Here is a 17631-nt window from a genome sequence, read left to right as displayed (position 1 = left end):
GGCGAAGAACCAGAAGGCCCCGGCGGCTCCGCCGGGGCCTTCTGGTTTCTTCCACTTCCGAGGTCAGCCGCTGGGGAACAGGCGCGAGAGCATCGCCTCCTGCTCGGCCTGGTGCGTCTTCGCCGAGCCCACCGCCGGGGAGGAGGAGGCGGGGCGGGAGACCAGGTTCAGCTTCCGGCCGTCCAGGTAGTTCCACAGGACCAGGGCGAAGAAGGGCCAGGCGCCCATGTTCTTCGGCTCGTCCTGCGCGTAGATGAGCTCGACGTCCTGCGGGTACTTGGCCAGTTCGGCCTTGATCTCGTCGATCGGCGACGGGTAGAGCCGCTCGATCCGGACCACCGCGGTGTCGTCGGCGCCCACCTTGTCACGGGTGGCCACGACGTCGTAGTAGATCTTGCCGGTGGTGAAGATCACCCGCTTGACCTTCGACGGGTCGGCCTTGGCGTCGCCGATGACCGGCTGGAACGCCCCGCTGGTGAACTCCTCGGTCGGCGAGGTGGCCGCCTTGGAGCGCAGCAGCGACTTGGGCGTGAAGACGACCAGCGGCTTGCGGCGGCCCGACAGGGCCTGCCAGCGCAGCATGTGGAAGTAGTTCGCCGGCGTGGTCGGGTAGACGACCGTCATGTTGTCCTGGGCGCACAGCTGCAGGTACCGCTCGATGCGGGCGGAGCTGTGGTCCGGGCCCTGGCCCTCGTACCCGTGCGGCAGCAGCAGGGTCACCGAGGAGCGCTGGCCCCACTTCTGCTCGCCGGAGGAGATGAACTCGTCCACGATCGACTGGGCGCCGTTGGCGAAGTCGCCGAACTGGGCCTCCCACAGCACCAGGGCGTCCGGCCGCTGCAGCGAGTAGCCGTACTCGAAGCCCATCGCCGCGAACTCGCTGAGCAGCGAGTCGTGGACGTAGAACTTCGTGGTGCCCTGGAAGAACCTGCTGAGCGGGGTGTGGGTCTCGCCGGTCTTGCGGTCGACCAGGACGGCGTGCCGCTGGCCGAAGGTGCCGCGGCGGGAGTCCTGGCCCACCAGGCGGATCGGGTGGCCGTCGATCAGCAGGGAGCCGAAGGCGAGCAGCTCGCCGGTGGCCCAGTCGATGGCGTCGTCGTCGATCATCTTGACCCGCCGGTCCAGGACCGGCTGCAGCCGCGGGTGCACCGTGAAGCCCTCGGGCAGGTCCACCTGGGTGTTGATGATCTCCTTGACGGACTCCAGCGGGATCGCCGAGGAGACGGCCCCGTGGTCGATGGGGATGCGGTCCTCGTCCTGCGGGCGGACCACCGAGCCGGGTACGTTGGGCTGCCCGGCGGCCTCCCGTACCTCGGTGAAGGCCCGCTCCAGCTGCTGCTGGTAGTCCTGCAGCGCCTGCTCGGCCTCCTCGACGGTGATGTCGCCGCGGCCGATGAGGGCCTCGGTGTAGAGCTTGCGCACCGAGCGCTTGGCGTCGATCAGGTCGTACATCAGCGGCTGGGTGAACGAGGGGTTGTCCGCCTCGTTGTGGCCCCGGCGCCGGTAGCAGACCATGTCGATGACGACGTCCTTCTTGAACGCCTGCCGGTACTCGAACGCCAGCCGCGCGACCCGGGCGCAGGCCTCGGGGTCGTCGCCGTTGACGTGGAAGATCGGCGCCTGGATCATCCGGGCCACGTCCGTGGAGTACACCGACGAGCGGGAGTACTCGGGGGCGGTGGTGAAGCCGACCTGGTTGTTCACCACGATGTGGACGGTGCCGCCGGTGCGGTAGCCGCGCAGCTGGGACAGGTTGAGGGTCTCGGCGACCACGCCCTGCCCGGCGAACGCCGCGTCGCCGTGGATGAGGATCGGCAGGACCGAGAAGCCGGCCTCACCGGTGTCGATGACGTCCTGCTTGGCGCGGACGACACCCTCCATGACCGGGTTGACGGCCTCCAGGTGGGAGGGGTTGGCCACCAGCGAGGTGCGGATGGTGTGCCCGTCCCAGGAGTTGAACTCGCCCTCGGCGCCCAGGTGGTACTTCACGTCACCGGAGCCCTGCGCCGAACGCGGGTCGAGGTTGCCCTCGAACTCGCCGAAGATCTGCGAGTAGGACTTGCCGACGATGTTGGCCAGGACGTTCAGCCGGCCGCGGTGGGCCATGCCGATGACGGCCTCTTCCAGCCGGTCCTTGGCCGCGGCCGAGATCACCGCGTCCAGCAGCGGCACCAGCGACTCGCCGCCCTCCAGCGAGAACCGCTTCTGGCCGACGAACTTGGTCTGCAGGAAGGTCTCGAACGCCTCGGCGGAGTTGAGCCGCCGCAGGATGTGCAGCTGCTCCTCACGGGTCGGCTGCTCGAGGGGTACCTCGACGCGCTCCTGGATCCAGGCGCGTTCCTCGGGGTCCTGGATGTGCATGTACTCGATGCCGATGGTGCGGCAGTACGAGCTGCGCAGCACGCCGAGGATGTCGCGCAGCTTCATGGTCGGCTTGCCGCCGAAGCCGCCGGTGGCGAACTCGCGCTCCAGGTCCCACAGCGTCAGCCCGTGCTGGAGGATGTCCAGGTCGGGGTGGCGGCGCTGCCTGTACTCCAGCGGGTCGGTGTCGGCCATGAGGTGGCCGCGGACCCGGTAGGCATGGATCAGCTCGTGGACCCGGGCCACCTTCGCGATGTCGTTCTCGTGGCTCGCGGAGATGTCCTGGACCCAGCGGACCGGCTCGTACGGGATGCGCAGCGACTCGAAGATCTCGTCGTAGAAGCCGTCCGCGCCCAGCAGCAACTGGTGGATCCGGCGCAGGAAGTCGCCCGACTGCGCGCCCTGGATGATGCGGTGGTCGTAGGTCGACGTGACCGTCATGATCTTGCTGATCGCGGCGCGCGCCAGGTTCTCCTCGGAGGCCCCGGAGAACTCCGCCGGGTACTCCATGGCGCCGATGCCGATGATCGTGCCCTGGCCCGGCATGAGGCGCGGCACCGAGTGCACGGTGCCGATGGTGCCGGGGTTGGTCAGGCTGATCGTGGTGCCCTGGTAGTCCTCGATGGTGAGCTTGTTGGCCCGCGCCTTGCGGACGATCTCCTCGTAGGCGGCCCAGAACTGGCGGAAGTCCAACGTCTCGGCCGACTTGATGGAAGGCACCACCAGCTGGCGCTGGCCGTCGGACTTCTTCAGGTCGATCGCCAGGCCGAAGTTCACATGCTCCGGCTTCACCAGGGTGGGCTTGCCGTCCACCTCGGTGTAGTAGGCGTTCATCTCAGGCATCGCCTTGAGCGCCTGGACGACCGCGTAACCGATCAAATGGGTGAAGGAGATCTTGCCGCCGCGACCCCGCTTCAGGTGATTGTTGATCACGATGCGGTTGTCGATCAGCAGCTTGGCCGGGACGGCCCGCACGCTCGTGGCCGTGGGGACGGACAGGCTGCTCTCCATGTTGGTGACGGTCCGCGCCGCGACTCCCCGCAGTTTCACCTCCTCGGCGCCTGCCGCCACCGGGGAGGGTGGCTGTGCCGCCTTGGGCGCCGCGGGGGCGGGCGCCTTGGGGGCGGCTTGGGGTGCCGCGGGGGCCTTGGGGGCCGGGGCCGCCGTGGAGGCGGCGCCGTTCAGGGGAGTTGGGGGCTTGACGCCCGGCTGATAATCCGCGAAGAAGCTCCACCAGGCCTTGTCAACCTTCTCAGGGTCTTCCAAGTACTTCTGGTAGAGCTCATCGACCAACCACTCGTTTGCGCCGAAATCACTTAGATCGGCAGGGGTGTGCGACTCGCTCGACACGGCGGAGATCGCCCTCTTCCGCAGCTCGCAGGTGGGTTCTAAACGCTCATAAGGCTACTCGCCTCGGCGGGCATGTGCGGCGTCGTTCCCTCTGCGCAGGGATCGCCGGCCCGAAGTGACGCGCTGGTAGAAGGATAAAAGGCGCTTTCGGATGGTCGGGACGGGACTTCTCACGGGGAGAGGGGGCCGGACGGAGGACACCTTCGATCCACAGGCCCGGGGAAGGCTCCGGCGGGTCAGGGCTCGGCGAACCTGCCCGGGAGCAGGGGAAGGTCCAGCGACGTCCGGATGCCGGGCGGCGCCGCGCACACCGCGGCGACCGAGTTCAGCGCGTGCCCGGCGGCGGCCGTGACGCCGTTGGTGAGCCAGTCCTCACCCAGGGAGAGCGCCATCGAGGGAGATCCTTGTATGCGCAATGCGTATCCCGGCTCATACCAGGCGTCGATGCGGCGGGCGTCGGCCTTGTGCGCCACCTCGATGGTGATCATGGGCACTCCGCCCACCCGCCCGGTGAGGGTCCAGCGGTCGGCCGCGACGGTGCCCCGGGCGATGGGCCCGGACGCGATGGTGAAGTCCTCCTTGGCGTGCAGGCGCTCGTGGTCGAGGTCGACGTCGTCGAGCTCCACCCGCAGCCCGGCGGCGAGCAGGTGCATGCTCTCGGTGTAGAGGTCGCGCATCATGCCCCTGGCCCAGGGGAGCATCGCCAGGTACTCCTCCTCGGTCCTGCCGAATCCGGCCAGGCCGCGGACGAAGCTGCGGGAGGGGTGGCCGGCGAAGTCGAAGCACTCCCGGACGTAGAGGTGGTCGATCCGGCGGGTCAGCCCGGACAGGACGAGGGGGAGCTTCTCGCCGGTGAAACCGGGGCTGATGCCGGTCCCGTGCACGGACGTCCCTCCGGCGACGCAGGCCTTCTCCAGGGTCTCCACGAACTCCGGGCCGCGGGCGTAGGGGTAGACGAACCCGGTCAGGGAGACGACGTTCTTGCCCGCGGCCAGCAGGCGGCAGACGGTCGCCAGGTCGTCGCCGCCGTACCGGGAGCCGGGCAGGGGCGCGTAGACGACGCAGTCGGCGTCCAGGTCGAAGACCTCCTGCGGGTCGCCGGTGGCGAGGACTCCGACGGGGCCGCGCCCGATGATCGTCCCTGCGTCCAGGCCCTGCTTGGCGGGGTCGTAGACCCGTACTCCCGCGAGTTCGAACTCCGGCCGGTCGAGCAGCCCGCGCAGGACACCACGGCCTACGGCTCCGGTGCCCCATTGGACGACCCGCAGCGGTGCTGTGTCCAAGGTCCTCTCCTGGGGTGGAAGATCTTCGGACCTTATCCGAGATTTTCAGGGATCGTCTCGGCATCCGAGACGGAAGGGACTTTGGACCCGAACCGTGCGCCTTTCCTTCGGGGTCGCATTAGAGCAGGATTCGGTTTGCTGCTACCAATGGGTATTCCCCAGGTGGTTAGCTGGACAGCGAGTCCACCAAGAGGTTGATCGGCCCAACGGCTTGACATCAGGAGCGCACTCATGAGTGAACTGCGGTACGACGGCAAGGTCGCCATCATCACGGGCGCCGGGCACGGCCTGGGCCGCCAGCACGCGCTGGAACTGGCGGCGCGCGGCGCCAAGATCGTCGTGAACGACCTCGGCGGCGACCTCCACGGCGACGGCTCCTCCACGGGCCCGGCGCAGGAGGTGGTGAACGAGATCGTCAAGAACGGCGGCGAGGCCGTCGCCAACGGCGGCAACGTCGCCACCGAGGAGGGAGCGGCCTCCATCGTCCAGACCGCGATCGACACCTTCGGTCGGGTCGACATCCTCATCAACAACGCGGGCATCCTGCGTGACAAGTCCTTCAAGAACATGACCGTCGCCGAGTGGGACGCGGTCATCGCCGTCCACCTGCGCGGCGCGTTCCTGGTCACCAAGGCCGCCTGGCCGCACCTGGTCGAGTCCGGCGCGGGCCGGGTCGTCAACACCTCCTCCCCGGCCGGCCTGTTCGGCAACTTCGGCCAGGCCAACTACTCCACCGCCAAGATGGGCCTGGTCGGCTTCACCAGGACCCTGGCGGCCGAGGGCGCCAAGAAGGGCGTCAAGGCCAACGCGATCGCCCCGGTGGCCTACACCCGGATGACCGCCGACCTGTTCCCGCCGGAGTTCGCCGACAAGCTGGGCGTCGAGCTGGTCACCCCGCTGGTGGCCTACCTGGCGCACGAGAGCGTGCCCGAGAGCGGCCAGACCTTCACCGTCGGCGGCGGCCGCATCGCCAAGATCTTCGTGGGCGAGGGCCCCGGCTTCACCAAGAAGGACGGCCTCTCCGTCGAGGACATCCGCGACAACTGGCAGGAGATCGCCGCGCAGGACCCGATGGTGGTGCACGCCGACATCAACGCGCAGACCATGGCCACCTTCCAGGCCCTGCAGTAGCGGTGGTCGAGTTCGTCAAGCGGGACGGGGTGGCGGTGATCACCCTGTCCCGGCCCGAACGCCTCAACGCCATCACCTACGACGACACCGTGGACCTGCTGGCGATCCTCGGCGGGCTCAAGGAGGACCTGGAGACCAAGGTCGTCATCCTGACCGGGGCGGGCCGGGCGTTCTGCGCGGGGATGGACATCCAGCAGGGCGACGAGGGCCGGTCCGGTGAGGCGGCCGAAGGCGCGGTCCAGCGGATCTACCGCGACATGGTCCGGGCCGGAGAGCTGGTGCTGGGCCTGCGGGAGATCCCGCAGCCGGTGATCGCCGCCCTGCACGGGCCGGTCGTCGGCATGGCCTTCTCGCTGGCGCTCGCCTGCGACCTGAGGGTGGCCTCGCCGACGGCGAAGTTCATCTCGCCCTTCCTGAGGCTGGGCTTCTCGGCCGGCGACCTGGGCCTGTCCTGGATGCTGCCCCGGCTGATCGGCACCGCCCGGGCCGGGGAGATCTTCTACCGGGCCCAGACGGTCGACGCCGAGCGCGCGCTGGACCTGGGCCTGGTCACCGAGATCGCCGAGGACGACCTGGCAGGGGCGCACGCCCTGGCGGCGGAGCTGATGACGCGTTCGCCGTTCGGGCTGCGCCACACCAAGGAACTGCTCAACCTGGCGATGGACGCGCCGGGGCTGCGCACCCACCTGGCCACGGAGAACCGCACCCAGACCATGGCGTTCCTCACCGAGGACCTCAAGGAGGGCATGGCGGCGACCATGGAGAAGAGGGAGCCGAAGTTCCGCAACCGCTGAACGACGGCAGAGCCGGAAAGGGGCGCCCCCTTCGCGGGGGCGCCCCTTTCGCGTGTCCTGCGGACCGGGACGGGTCAGCTCATTCGGTGATGGAGAGGGCGGCCTTGGGACAGGAGCGCACGGCGTGCCGGACCTTGTCCTGCTGGTCGGCGGGGACCTCGGGGAGCAGGACGTGGAGGTTGTCCTCGTCGTCCAGATCGAAGACCTCGGGGGCCAGCCCGACGCAGACGCCGTTCGCCTCGCAGACCAGGTAGTCGACGGTCACCTTCATGTGCGTTCCTTTCGGATCAAGGGTTTGACCACCTCGGAGGCCGTTTCGGCCACTTGCCGAATCATATTCGGTTTCGTTGGGGTCCGGGCGATCCGGGGTCTGGAGCCCCCATGGGCATCCTCTCCCGGACCCAAAGTAGAACACGTTCTACCTCCCTACAAGGGAGGCGCCCACCGGGTCCCGGACGTCGGGTGAACGGGGGGACATAGGGGGATGTTCCGGCTTCCCTGTACAGTTCCCGGCGGAGGTTGATCAGATGACCGGAACGTTGCCCGCCATGCCCCCCGAACTGCTCCGCGCGGCCGAGACGGCCAAGGGGTTCATGCCCCCCGCCGAGGGCAGGGCCCTGTACGAGACGGCGCTGGTCTACGGCCGGGTCGGCCCGCTGCTGGAGGTGGGCACCTACTGCGGCAAGTCCGCCATCTACTTCGGCGCCGCCGCGCGCGAGGCCGGCACCGTCCTGGTCACCGTGGACCACCACCACGGCTCGGAGGAGAACCAGGCGGGCTGGGAGCACCACGACCCGACCCTGGTCGACCCCGTGACGGGCCGCATGGACACCCTGCCGACCTTCCGCAAGAACATCGAGCGGGCGGGCCTCGAGGACGTCGTCGTCGCCGTCATCGGCACCTCCGAGACGGTCTCGAAGCTGTGGAGCACCGAACTGGGCCTGCTGTTCATCGACGGCGGCCACAGCGAGGAATTCGCCAGCGCCGACTATGAGAACTGGGCCGCCAAGATCAAGATCGGCGGCGCCCTGGCCATCCACGACGTCTTCCCCGACCCCGCGGACGGCGGCCAGGCCCCCTACCGCGTCTACCTCCGCGCCCTGGCGTCCGGCGCCTTCGAGGAACGCCGCGTCGAGGGCTCCCTGCGCATCCTTGAGCGCACCTCGGCCGCCGACCCCCTCGCCCCGGCCTCCTGACCACCGTGAAACGCCCCGGAGAACGTTCTCCGGGGCGTTTCGGGTGTTTCGGGGCGGGCGGACCGCGCGTCAGGTGCGGGCGGGGACCTGGGCGCAGCCGCAGGCGAGGGGGTCCGACGGGGCCGAGGGGCCCAGGGGACGGCCCGCGATCTCCTTGAAGATGCGCGCGGCGGGGGTGGCGCCGGACAGGGCGTCCGCGGCCAGGATGACGGCGGCGGCGGTGTAGGTGGACCGGTCGCCCGGGAAGTGCCGCTGGTCGCGGAACTGCCAGCCCGTCCAGTAGGAGCCGTCCTCGTGGCGCAGGAACTGGATCTCGCGGAACACCGACCGGGCGCGGGGGTCGCCGATGGCGTCCAGCGCCATGACGAGCTCGCAGGTCTCCGCTCCGGTCACCCACGGCTGGTCGGAGACGCAGCGGCAGCCCAGCTCGGGCACCATGAAGGTGTCCCACTGGGACTCCACCAGGGCGGCGGCCTGCTCGCCCCGGACCGCTCCACCCAGCACCGGGTAGTACCAGTCCATGGACCAGCGGGACTTGTCGGCGAACGCCTCCGGGTGGTGGGCGATCACATGGCCGAGCTGGTCGGCGGCGAGCTCCCAGTCGGGCTGGGGCTCGCCGAACCGCTCGGCCAGCGCCACCGCGCAGCGCAGGCCCTGGTAGATCGAGGAGCAGCCGGTGAGGAGGGACTCCTCGCCGACCCTGCCGTCCTCGTACCTGATCCACTTGATGTCGCCGCGTTCGGTCTGCAGGCTCAGCACGTAGTCGACCGCCCGGCGGACGGTCGGCCACATGCCCCGCACGTACTCGTCGTCGCCGGTGATGAGGAGCTCGTGCCACATGCCGACCGCGATGTAGGCGGCGTGGTTGGACTCGCCGCCCGTCTCGGTGACCTGCTCGGACTCCCACTTGGCGGGCCAGGAGCCGTCGGGGCGCTGCTGGTCGCGCAGCCACGCGTAGGCCCGCCGCGCGGGCTCGGTCAGCCCGGCGACGGTCAGCGCCATCGCCGCCTCGACGTGGTTCCAGGCGTCGACGTGGCCGGCCGGGTAGCCGTCGAACTCGGCGTACCAGGGGATGGCCCCGGAGGGGTACTGCTGGCGGGCGATGGACTGCGCGGTGGCCTGGATCTGTTCGGGGGTGAGGATCGGATCAGCCGGCATAGGAGGGTTTGGTGAGGTAGACGACGACGCTCTTGCCGATGAACGGGTTCAGCAGCTGCTCGGTCAGCCGGGTGGCCAGAGGCTGCTTCATGATGTCCCAGACCAGGATCTGGTGGTAGGCCTTCACCAGCGGGTTGGCGTCGTTGTCGATGCCGACCGCGCACTTGATCCACCAGTAGGCGGAGTGCAGGCCGTGCGCGTGGTGGTGGCCGTCGATGCGGAAGCCGATCGACTTGAGCTTGGCCTCGAGTTCGGCGCGCGTGTAGATGCGCACGTGGCCGCCGGGAGAGGTGTGGTAGGCCTCCGAGAGCAGCCAGCAGATGCGCTCGGGCAGCCAGGAGGGCACGGTCACGGCGACCTGGCCGCCGGGCTTGAGCACTCGGAACAGCTCCTTCATCGCCAGCATGTCGTTGGGGATGTGCTCCATCACCTCGGCAGCGATGATCTTGTCGAAGGTGCCGTCCTCGAACGGCAGCTCCAGCGCGTCCCCGACGACGGTCTCGGCCGAGGAGCCCTCGGGCACCTCGCCCTCCAGTTCCATGGCGCCGAACATCGTCTGGACGGTCTTGAGCTCCTCGGCGTCCATGTCGAAGGCGGTGACGCGGGCGCCGCGGCGGTACAGCTCGAAGGCGTGCCGTCCGCCGCCGCAACCCATGTCGAGGACGCGTTCACCCACGGCGATGGGGAACCGCTGGAAGTCAACGGTAAGCAGAGGGGGGCTCCTTCCACGGGCGGCCTGTGCGGGGCCGCGGTACGAACGGGGTCAGCGTGCGGTCTTGATCGCTGCCCGGTAGTGCTCGACGGTCGCCAGGGCGACCGCCTTCCACGTGTAGCGCTCCTGGACGCGCCGGTAGCCGGCCTCGCCGAGGCGGGCCCGCTCCTCCGGGGAGTCGTGCAGGCGCTTGATCGTGGCGGCGAGGTCCTCGACGTCGCCGGGCTTGACCAGCACCGCGGCGTCGCCGACCACCTCGGGCAGCGCCCCGGCCGCGCTGGCAACCAGCGGGGTGCCCGAGGCCATGTGCTCGACGGCGGGCAGGGAGAACCCCTCGTAGCGGGACGGGACGACCGCGATCTCGGCGGAGGCGAGCAGCTCGCCCAGCTCGTCGTCGGAGATGCCGGAGACGAACCTGACCTTCTCGCCGAGCGCCAGCTCGCGGACGAGCTTCTCGGTCGGCCCGTCCTCGCGCGGCTTGCTGACGATGACCAGGTGCACGTCCCGCTCGGTGGCGATCTTGGCGACCGCGCGCAGCAGCACGTCCACGCCCTTGAGCGGGGAGTCGGCGCTGGCCATCGCCACGATCCGGCCGGGCACCCGCTCGCCGCGGGGGTGGAAGATCTCGGTCTCGACGCCCAGCGGCAGGACGTGGATCTGCGACGGGTCGGTCCTGAAGTCCTTGGCGATGTCCCGCTTGGAGGAGCTGGAGACGGTCAGGACGCGGCCGATCCGGGCGGAGACGAAGGCCTGCATGCGGACGAACCCGTACCAGCGGCGCTTGCCGAGGTTCTGCTTGATGCCCTTGGCCGCGTCGAGCTCGATCTTGCGGTCCTGGCTGATGGGGTGGTGGATGCTGGTGACCAGCGGCATCAGCTTGGGGATGCCGAGGTTGCCCAGGCCCAGCACCTGGTTGTCGTGGACGACGTCGAAGTCGCCGCGGCGCTTCTTCAGCGCACGCAGCACCCGCAGGCTGAAGGTCAGCGGCTCGGGGAAGCCGCCGGTGCGCATGTGCAGCCACTCCAGCACGTCGATCCAGTCCCGGAACTCGTTCAGGGCCGGGTTCCGGAAGGGGTCGTCGTCGTTGTAGAGGTCAAGGCTGGGGACCTTGGTCAGCGTGATCTCGTCGCGGTCCAGCACCGGGTAGGGCTGGCCGGAGAAGACCTCCACCTTGTGCCCCAGGTCGACCAGTTCCCTGCTCAGGTGCCGCAGGTAGACGCCCTGGCCTCCGCAGTGGGGCTTGCTCCGGTAGGAAAGCAGTGCGATTCGCAGTTGCTGCTCGTCCTCAGCGCTCACGCCCACCTCTTAGTAATTCGCACCTGATCGGTCCCAGTTGTACTGGATGTCTGACTGTAGCCTGCTCATGTTACCCACCGGTTCCATGGGTCCCGGTTACGTTTCCTTGACGAAAGGTGCCGTTCGCGCCGATGGCGGGCCATCGGTGACGGCCCGCCATGAAACCCCTGATGAGGGGCGCTCTACCCGCGCTTGGGGGTCGGGGTGAACCGGACCGGGATCTCCTTGTAGCCGTTCACGAAGTTCGACCGCAGCCGCCGGACCTCGCCGTCGAGCCGGATGTCGGGCAGCCGGTCGACCAGCGCGCCGAACAGGATGGTCAGGTTCAGCCGGGCCAGGTGGGTGCCCAGGCAGTAGTGCGGGCCGCCGCCGCCGAACCCGATGTGACCGCTCTGGTCCCGGGCGACGTCGAAGACGAACGGGTCCTCGAAGACGTCCTCGTCCCGGTTGCCCGAGGGGTAGAACATGACGACCTTGTCGCCCGCCTTGATCGTCTTGCCGCGCAGCTCGACGTCCTGGGTGGCGGTGCGGCGGAACAGGTTGAGCGGGCTGGTCCAGCGGACGATCTCCTCGGCCGCGGTCGGCATCAGCTCCGGGTTCGCCTTGAGCCGCTCCCACTGGTCGGGGTGCTCGAAGAAGGCGAGGATGCCGCCGGCCGTCGCGGTCCGGGTGGTCTCGTTGCCGGCGATCACCAGCATCAGGATGAACAGGTTGAACTCGTCGTCCGTCAGCAGGTTGCCCTCGTCGTCGGGCTGCAGCAGCTTGGTCGCGATGTCGTTCCGCGGGTTCGCGCGCCGGTCCTCGGCGATCTGCTGCGCGTACATGTAGACCTCGGCCGCGGCGTTCTGCGCCACGGTCAGCCCCTCGCCCTGCAGCTCGGGGTCGTCGAACCCGACCAGTTGGTTGGACTTCTCGAACAGGAAGTCGGCGTCCTCGATCGGGGCGCCGATGAGCTCGCAGATCGTCTGCAGCGGCAGCGGCGCGGCCAGGTCGCGGACGAACTCCGCCTGCCCCTTCTCGCACACCTTGTCGATCAGCGCGTGGGTGATGTCCTCGATGTGCCCGCGCAGCTGGGCGATCATGCGGGGGGTGAAGCCGCGGTTGACGTAGGACCGCTGCCGGGTGTGCTTGGGCGGGTCCATGAAGAGCATCATCTGCTGCTGCAGCGCCAGGTCCTCGTCGGAGTACTCCGAGAACATCGAGGTGCGGAGCGCCGAGGAGAAGAGCTCCGGATGGCGGGAGACGAAGACGATGTCCTCGTGCTTGGTGACGGCCCAGAAACCGGGTACCCCTTCGTTGGGGTCGTAGTGCCAGTGCACCGGGTCGTTCTTGCGCAGCCAGGTGAACTGCTCGTGCGGAGTGCCGCTCTGCTCGTACTGATCGAGGGAGATGATGTCGATCTTGGGAATGTCAGGGGCGGACATACCGGTCTCCTCGTGCTGGCTTCGGGGTGAGGGATGGCCCAGCGGCTGCGATCTAACGCTTGCTTGGTGTGGTGACGCCCTTTCAGTCAATAGTGAGACTCCAGTCTCGTCAAGAGTCTCATCCGGGTAAGTGATGTGTGTCGCACTTCACTCGGTAGGTGTATGACCACGGGTTTCCGGGGAACACCGAGCCGGACCCGAGGGCACGACGACTCGAGGAGGCTCTCGCAGGCATCCCCCGCTGGGGGGCGGCGAGGGCCTCCTCGATCCGGCGGAGGCGGGCGCCTACCGCGTGTAGCTCAGCGGCAGGCCGCCGGTCCGGCGGGCGTGGCCGCGGTTCTCCAGGGTGCGCAGGTGGGCGGCGGTCTCGCCGATGGCCAGGTGGTGGCTGATCGGCTGCATCTTCTCCCACGCGTAGCTCCACACGCAGCGGGTGGCGATCGTCCAGAGCGTCTGCGGCTCGTCGGTCAGCAGGTCGCGGATCTCGGTCAGCCGCTCCTCGTGGTGTTCGATGATCTCCTTGGCCCGGCGGGGGATGCCGCTGAAGGAGTACTGGTGGGCCGGCATCGCGTCCTCGATGCCCAGCTCGGCGGTGCGCTGCAGAGAAGCGATGTAGCCGCCCAGCGGATCGACGTCAGGGCGGTCGTAGGGGTAGAGGCCGACGTGCGGGGTGATCTCCGGCAGGACGTGGTCGCCGGTGAAGAGCAGGTTCCGGTCCTCCAGGTGCAGGCAGATGTGGCCGGGGGAGTGGCCGGGGGTCCAGATCGTGCGCAGCGCGCGGCCCGGCAGGTCGATGAGGTCGCCGTCCTCCAGCAGCCGGTCGGGCCGGGCCGGGGGGTCGGGGCGGCCGTCGTTCCGGCGCAGCGCCGCCTGCTCCTCGGGGGAGGCCCCCGCGCGCGCCAGCCAGTCGCCCAGGTTCTCGCCGGACGGGTTCGCCAGGTCGTCGCGCATCTTCTGGATGAGGTCGGCGTCGGCGCGGTGCATGGCGACCCAGGCGCCCGAACGCTCCCGGATCCGCCCCGCCAGGCCGGCGTGGTCGGGGTGCATGTGGGTGACGACGACCCCGTACACGTCCTCCACGCCCACGCCGATGCCGCCGAGTCCCTCCTTCAGCGCCTTCCACGCCTCGGGGTGCTCCCATCCGGCGTCGATGAGCACCGGACCTCTCTCGCTCTCCAGGACGTACACCAGGGTCTTGCCCAGGGGGTTGCCCGGAATCGGTACGGGAACGCTCCACAGGCCGCCACCGTGGTCGGTGGCGCTGACCCCGCCGGTGCCTCCGGCGCTGCTGGAACTGTCGGCCACGCGGTACTCCTTGAACTCATGGAACGAGCCGGGGGCGGAGCGCCCCCGGCGGTGATGCCGAACGTCAGACCCGTTCCAGGATGGTGGCCGTCGAGAGCGCCCCGCCGCAGCACATGGTGATCAGGGCGGTCGAGGCGTCGCGCCGCTCCAGCTCGTGCAGGGCGGTGGTGATGAGCCGCGCGCCGGTCGCGCCGACCGGGTGGCCGAGCGCGATGGCCCCGCCGTTGACGTTCACCCGGTCCATGTCGGGCCGGTGCACCGACGCCCAGGACAGGACGACGGAGGCGAAAGCCTCGTTGATCTCGACGATGTCGAGGTCGCCGATACTCATCCCCGTGTTGTCGAGGACCTTCTGGGTCGACTGCACCGGGCCGTCCAGGTGGTAGTACGGCTCGCCGCCGACCAGCGCCTGGGACTTCAGCACGGCGCGGGGCCTGAGGCCGAGCTGCCGGGCCTTCTCCTCGGACATGAGCAGCACGGCCGAGGCGCCGTCGGAGATCTGGGAGCTGCTGCCCGCGGTGTGCAGCTTCAGCACCGGCTTGAGCCTGGACAGGCCTTCGAGGGTGGTCTCGCGCAGACCCTGGTCGCGGGTGACGGTGAGGGTCTCACCGGTGGGGTTCCCCTCCTTGTCGACCTGCGGGACGTCCTCCAGCGGGAGGATCTCGCGGTCGAAGCGGCCGTCGGCCCAGGCCTCGGCGGCGAGCTGCTGGGAGCGCAGGCCGAAGGCGTCGAGGTCCTCGCGGGTCAGCCCGCGCCGCTCGGCGATGCGCTCGGCGGCCTCGAACTGGTTGGGCATGTCCAGCGACCAGTCGTCGGGGCGGGGCCTGGCGGGCAGGACATTGCTGCCCAGCGGGGAGCGGCTCATCACCTCGACGCCGCAGCCGATGGCGACGTCGACGATCCCGGCCTCGATCATCGCGGCGGCCAGGTGCACGCTCTGCTGGGCCGAGCCGCACTGGGCGTCGATCGTGGTCACTCCGGTCTGCCAGGGCAGTCCCGCGTACAGCCAGGCCTGGCGGCCGACGTGGCCGCCCTGCTCCCCGGCCTGCGTCACGCAGCCGGCGAAGACCTGCCCGACCTCGGCGGCGTCGATGCCGGCCCGGTCGATCAGGCCCTTGAGCGTGCGTCCGAGGACGGCCTGGGCCTTCATCCCGGCCAGCCATCCTCCGCGCTTGCCCTGCGCGGTTCGCACCGCTTCCACGATCACCGGCCGGCCCATGCGCACTCCTCGGAAGGGATTTCTAGAACGATATTCAAATATGAATGTAACCCGTTCCCCTTTGCCGGGACAGTGGCGGGTCTCACTCTGCGGAACCCGGCGGGATCCCCTGGGCCAGCCGCACGGTGAGCGACCGGTAGGAGGGGACGAGCACCCGCCGAGCGGGTTCCCGGGAGACGATCCGCCACGGCCGCCCGGGCTCCGCCAGGGCCTCCAGCATGCGTGTCACCTGCGTGCGGGCCACCGCCGCGCCCAGGCACAGGTGGCGTCCCGCGCCGAACCACAGCTGCCTGGTCTCGGGGATGTAGTCGCGGGTGATGTCGAAGGGGCCCGCCCCGTTGTTGGCCCGGTACGTGAGGACCATCACTCTCTCGCCGTGCCGCAGCCGCTTCCCCGCGACGGTGACGTCGCCGGCGACGTGGCGGCCGATCACCGGGGCCGGGGTGGAGACGCGCAGCCCCTCGCGGACGGCGTTGGGCATCAGCGAGGGGTCCTCCAGCAGGAGCCGGTGCTGGCCGGTGTCGTGCAGCAGGGCGACGGTGCGGGAGGTGCCGGACGCGCCCGTCTCGGTGCCCGCGATCGCCAGCAGCGTGGTCAGGCCCCGGGTGAGGTCGAGGCTGAAGCCCAGCTCCCGGCAGCGTCCGAGGACGGTGTCGGGGCCGGCCGCGGCGTAGGCGCCGGGGACGGCCGCGGTCAGCCGTCCGGCCAGGGCCTCCGCCTCCTCGATCTTGTGCCGGGGCAGTTCGGTGGAGGAGGTGGTGCCCAGCGCCAGGGAGGCCAGGCGCTCCCCGACGGCGAACAGCTCCGCGTACGCGGCGTCCCCGGTGCCGAGTTCCAGGCCGAGCAGGTCGGCGACGAGCCGTCCGGCCAGCACCCTGGTCTCGGCGGCCAGGTCCACGCTCTCTCCGCCGGCCAGGCGTGCGGCCAGCCTCCGGTAGTGCGCGCCCTGGGCCCGCTCGACGAGTTCGGCGGCCGCCTGTTCGGTGAACAGGTCACGGGCGGCGGTCCTCACCTTGGTGTGGGTGGCGCCGTCGAACAGGTCGGTCATCTCCGGGCCGAACAGCTGGCCCCACATGTGCCCGACGCCTCCCTCCCCGCTCATGCTGAAGTTGCGGTGGTCGTTGAGGACCTGCCGGGCCAGCACCGGGTCGGTGACGAGCCATCCGACGCGGGGCACCCGGCCGATCGGGGGAGCGAGGCGGGAGGCGCGCAGCAGGGCGTAGAGCCAGGGATTTCCCCGGCGTAGAAGGCGCGCCTCATGGCGGTTCATCGTTCGGCTCCCAGGTGTGGTGGCAATCATCGACTGGCATCTGTGATGATGGCGCGACAATTCATGACGAATATGAGTATTTTCCCTTAAACCGGACTGAGTATCGGCGCTCATCCGGGGGCACGGGACGACGAGACAGGCTGGGCGTATGAGAGCAAGGATCGCGGGGGCCGCCGCCTACCTCCCGGAGCGCACCGTGACGAGCGCCGAGGTGGAGGCGCGGATCGGCCCCTACCGCCCCCACCCCACGATCGTCGAGCGCATGACCGGCATCCGGAGCCGGCACGTGATGCGCGACGACCAGCAGGCGTCCGATCTCGCGGTGGAGGCGGCCGCGAAACTGCTCGCGGAGACCGGCGCGGAACCCGATCTATTGATCTTCGGTTCCGCTTCCCAAGATCTGATCGAACCCGCCACCGCGCACATAGTGGCGGCGAAACTCGGGCTCACCTGTCCCGTCTTCGACGTGAAGAACGCCTGCAATTCCTTCCTCAACGGCATGCAGGTCGCCGACGCGCTCATCCGCACCGGGCAGTACCGGCGGGTGCTGGTCTGCAGCGGGGAGACCCCGTCCCGGGCGATCCGCTGGGAGATCCGCGACCGCGCCCAGTTCGTCGACGCCTTCGCCGGCTACACGCTGTCGGACGGCGGCGCGGCGATGCTGCTGGAGGCCGCGCCGACGGGGCTGTTCGAGTTCGGCTTCGACGCCGTCTCGGCGGCCTGGCGGATCGGGACGCTGCCCGCGGGCGGCTCGATGCACCCCAGGGATCCCGAATACTCCTACTTCTCCGGCGACGGCCGCAAGCTCAAGGACGCCTTCCTCGGCAAGGGGCCCGAGCTGTGGCTCAACGCCCTGGAACGGCACGGGCTCACCTGGGAGGACTTCGCGGTGGTCCTCGTCCACCAGGTGACGCTGCCCTACCTGGAGATCATGCGGACGGTCCTCGACATCCCCGCCGACAGGCTCGTCGTGACGCTGCCCGAGCACGGCAACGTCGCCTCGGCGTCGATGCCGCTCCAACTGGCCACCGCCGTCGCGGAGGGGCGGCTCGCGCCCGGCGACAAGCTGGCCTTCGTGGGGCTGGCGGGCGGGGTCAGCCTCGGCGTCGCCTTCGCCGAGTGGTCCTGAAAG

At 69.6% G+C, this 17631-nt stretch carries 14 protein-coding genes; 4 read left to right on the top strand and 10 right to left on the bottom strand.

Features of this window, described 5'->3' with window-relative positions:
* Window positions 1-63: 63 nt before the first annotated feature.
* Both ABGB12_RS02175 and ABGB12_RS02170 read right to left on the bottom strand, forming a co-directional pair.
* Window positions 64-3711, bottom strand: coding sequence for a multifunctional oxoglutarate decarboxylase/oxoglutarate dehydrogenase thiamine pyrophosphate-binding subunit/dihydrolipoyllysine-residue succinyltransferase subunit (locus ABGB12_RS02175; protein ID WP_347674090.1), 3648 nt, complete (start codon window positions 3709-3711; stop codon window positions 64-66).
* Between the two features lie 236 nt (window positions 3712-3947).
* Window positions 3948-4994, bottom strand: coding sequence for a dihydrodipicolinate reductase (locus ABGB12_RS02170; RefSeq protein ID WP_347674088.1), 1047 nt, complete (start codon window positions 4992-4994; stop codon window positions 3948-3950).
* 231 nt (window positions 4995-5225) lie between these two features.
* On the opposite strand from ABGB12_RS02170, the gene ABGB12_RS02165 reads away from it, so the two are divergent.
* Window positions 5226-6125: an SDR family oxidoreductase gene (locus tag ABGB12_RS02165; protein WP_347674084.1), complete on the top strand. Its 900-nt coding sequence runs from the start codon at window positions 5226-5228 to the stop codon at window positions 6123-6125.
* Between the two features lie 2 nt (window positions 6126-6127).
* Complete coding sequence (locus ABGB12_RS02160) at window positions 6128-6919, top strand: enoyl-CoA hydratase-related protein (RefSeq protein ID WP_347674081.1); 792 nt, start codon at window positions 6128-6130, stop codon at window positions 6917-6919.
* Window positions 6920-6998: 79 nt separating this feature from the next.
* Here ABGB12_RS02160 and ABGB12_RS02155 read toward each other — a convergent pair whose 3' ends face one another.
* The gene (locus ABGB12_RS02155) at window positions 6999-7190 is read right to left on the bottom strand and encodes a ferredoxin (RefSeq protein ID WP_347674079.1); all 192 of its coding nucleotides are present in this window, start codon (window positions 7188-7190) and stop codon (window positions 6999-7001) included.
* Window positions 7191-7446: 256 nt separating this feature from the next.
* Between ABGB12_RS02155 and ABGB12_RS02150 the strand changes: the two genes are divergently transcribed.
* Complete coding sequence (locus ABGB12_RS02150; protein ID WP_347674076.1) at window positions 7447-8115, top strand: class I SAM-dependent methyltransferase; 669 nt, start codon at window positions 7447-7449, stop codon at window positions 8113-8115.
* A 69-nt stretch (window positions 8116-8184) separates the two neighbouring features.
* On the opposite strand, the gene ABGB12_RS02145 is transcribed toward ABGB12_RS02150, so the two are convergent.
* The 7 genes from ABGB12_RS02145 to ABGB12_RS02115 all read right to left on the bottom strand — a co-directional run bounded on the left by ABGB12_RS02145 (window position 8185) and on the right by ABGB12_RS02115 (window position 16499).
* Complete coding sequence (locus ABGB12_RS02145) at window positions 8185-9273, bottom strand: prenyltransferase (protein WP_347674074.1); 1089 nt, start codon at window positions 9271-9273, stop codon at window positions 8185-8187.
* The gene (locus ABGB12_RS02140; protein WP_347675011.1) at window positions 9263-9985 is read right to left on the bottom strand and encodes a methyltransferase domain-containing protein; all 723 of its coding nucleotides are present in this window, start codon (window positions 9983-9985) and stop codon (window positions 9263-9265) included. Before ABGB12_RS02140 ends, ABGB12_RS02145 begins: the two co-directional genes overlap by 11 nt.
* Before the next feature lie 51 nt (window positions 9986-10036).
* Entirely contained in the window at window positions 10037-11281 is a 1245-nt protein-coding gene (locus tag ABGB12_RS02135) for a glycosyltransferase family 4 protein (RefSeq protein WP_347674073.1), read from the bottom strand.
* Between the two features lie 182 nt (window positions 11282-11463).
* Window positions 11464-12705, bottom strand: coding sequence for a cytochrome P450 (locus ABGB12_RS02130; protein WP_347674072.1), 1242 nt, complete (start codon window positions 12703-12705; stop codon window positions 11464-11466).
* 285 nt (window positions 12706-12990) lie between these two features.
* Window positions 12991-14010, bottom strand: a complete 1020-nt coding sequence (locus ABGB12_RS02125; protein ID WP_347674070.1) for an MBL fold metallo-hydrolase — start codon at window positions 14008-14010, stop codon at window positions 12991-12993.
* Between the two features lie 64 nt (window positions 14011-14074).
* Entirely contained in the window at window positions 14075-15229 is a 1155-nt protein-coding gene (locus tag ABGB12_RS02120; RefSeq protein WP_347674069.1) for a steroid 3-ketoacyl-CoA thiolase, read from the bottom strand.
* 82 nt (window positions 15230-15311) lie between these two features.
* Window positions 15312-16499 (bottom strand): cytochrome P450, encoded by a 1188-nt coding sequence (locus ABGB12_RS02115; protein ID WP_347674068.1) that lies wholly within the window; start codon window positions 16497-16499, stop codon window positions 15312-15314.
* A 148-nt stretch (window positions 16500-16647) separates the two neighbouring features.
* On the opposite strand from ABGB12_RS02115, the gene ABGB12_RS02110 reads away from it, so the two are divergent.
* Entirely contained in the window at window positions 16648-17628 is a 981-nt protein-coding gene (locus tag ABGB12_RS02110; protein ID WP_347674066.1) for a ketoacyl-ACP synthase III, read from the top strand.
* Window positions 17629-17631 lie beyond the last annotated feature (3 nt).

Origin of the sequence: Actinocorallia sp. B10E7 (assembly GCF_039871655.1) — a bacterium.
Taxonomy (GTDB): Bacteria; Actinomycetota; Actinomycetes; order Streptosporangiales; family Streptosporangiaceae; genus Actinocorallia.
The sequence above is the reverse complement of the archived record's forward strand: the minus strand, read 5'-3'. Positions and strand labels throughout refer to the sequence as shown.

What these genes read in the sequence shown, in the direction of transcription:
- ABGB12_RS02165 (WP_347674084.1), top strand. Translation starts at nt 5,226, where the DNA reads ATGAGTGAACTGCGGTACGACGGCAAGGTCGCCATCATCACGGGCGCC.
- ABGB12_RS02155 (WP_347674079.1), bottom strand. Translation starts at nt 7,190, where the DNA reads ATGAAGGTGACCGTCGACTACCTGGTCTGCGAGGCGAACGGCGTCTGC.
- ABGB12_RS02150 (WP_347674076.1), top strand. Translation starts at nt 7,447, where the DNA reads ATGACCGGAACGTTGCCCGCCATGCCCCCCGAACTGCTCCGCGCGGCC.
- ABGB12_RS02145 (WP_347674074.1), bottom strand. Translation starts at nt 9,273, where the DNA reads ATGCCGGCTGATCCGATCCTCACCCCCGAACAGATCCAGGCCACCGCG.
- ABGB12_RS02130 (WP_347674072.1), bottom strand. Translation starts at nt 12,705, where the DNA reads ATGTCCGCCCCTGACATTCCCAAGATCGACATCATCTCCCTCGATCAG.
- ABGB12_RS02120 (WP_347674069.1), bottom strand. Translation starts at nt 15,229, where the DNA reads ATGGGCCGGCCGGTGATCGTGGAAGCGGTGCGAACCGCGCAGGGCAAG.
- ABGB12_RS02115 (WP_347674068.1), bottom strand. Translation starts at nt 16,499, where the DNA reads ATGAACCGCCATGAGGCGCGCCTTCTACGCCGGGGAAATCCCTGGCTC.
- ABGB12_RS02110 (WP_347674066.1), top strand. Translation starts at nt 16,648, where the DNA reads ATGAGAGCAAGGATCGCGGGGGCCGCCGCCTACCTCCCGGAGCGCACC.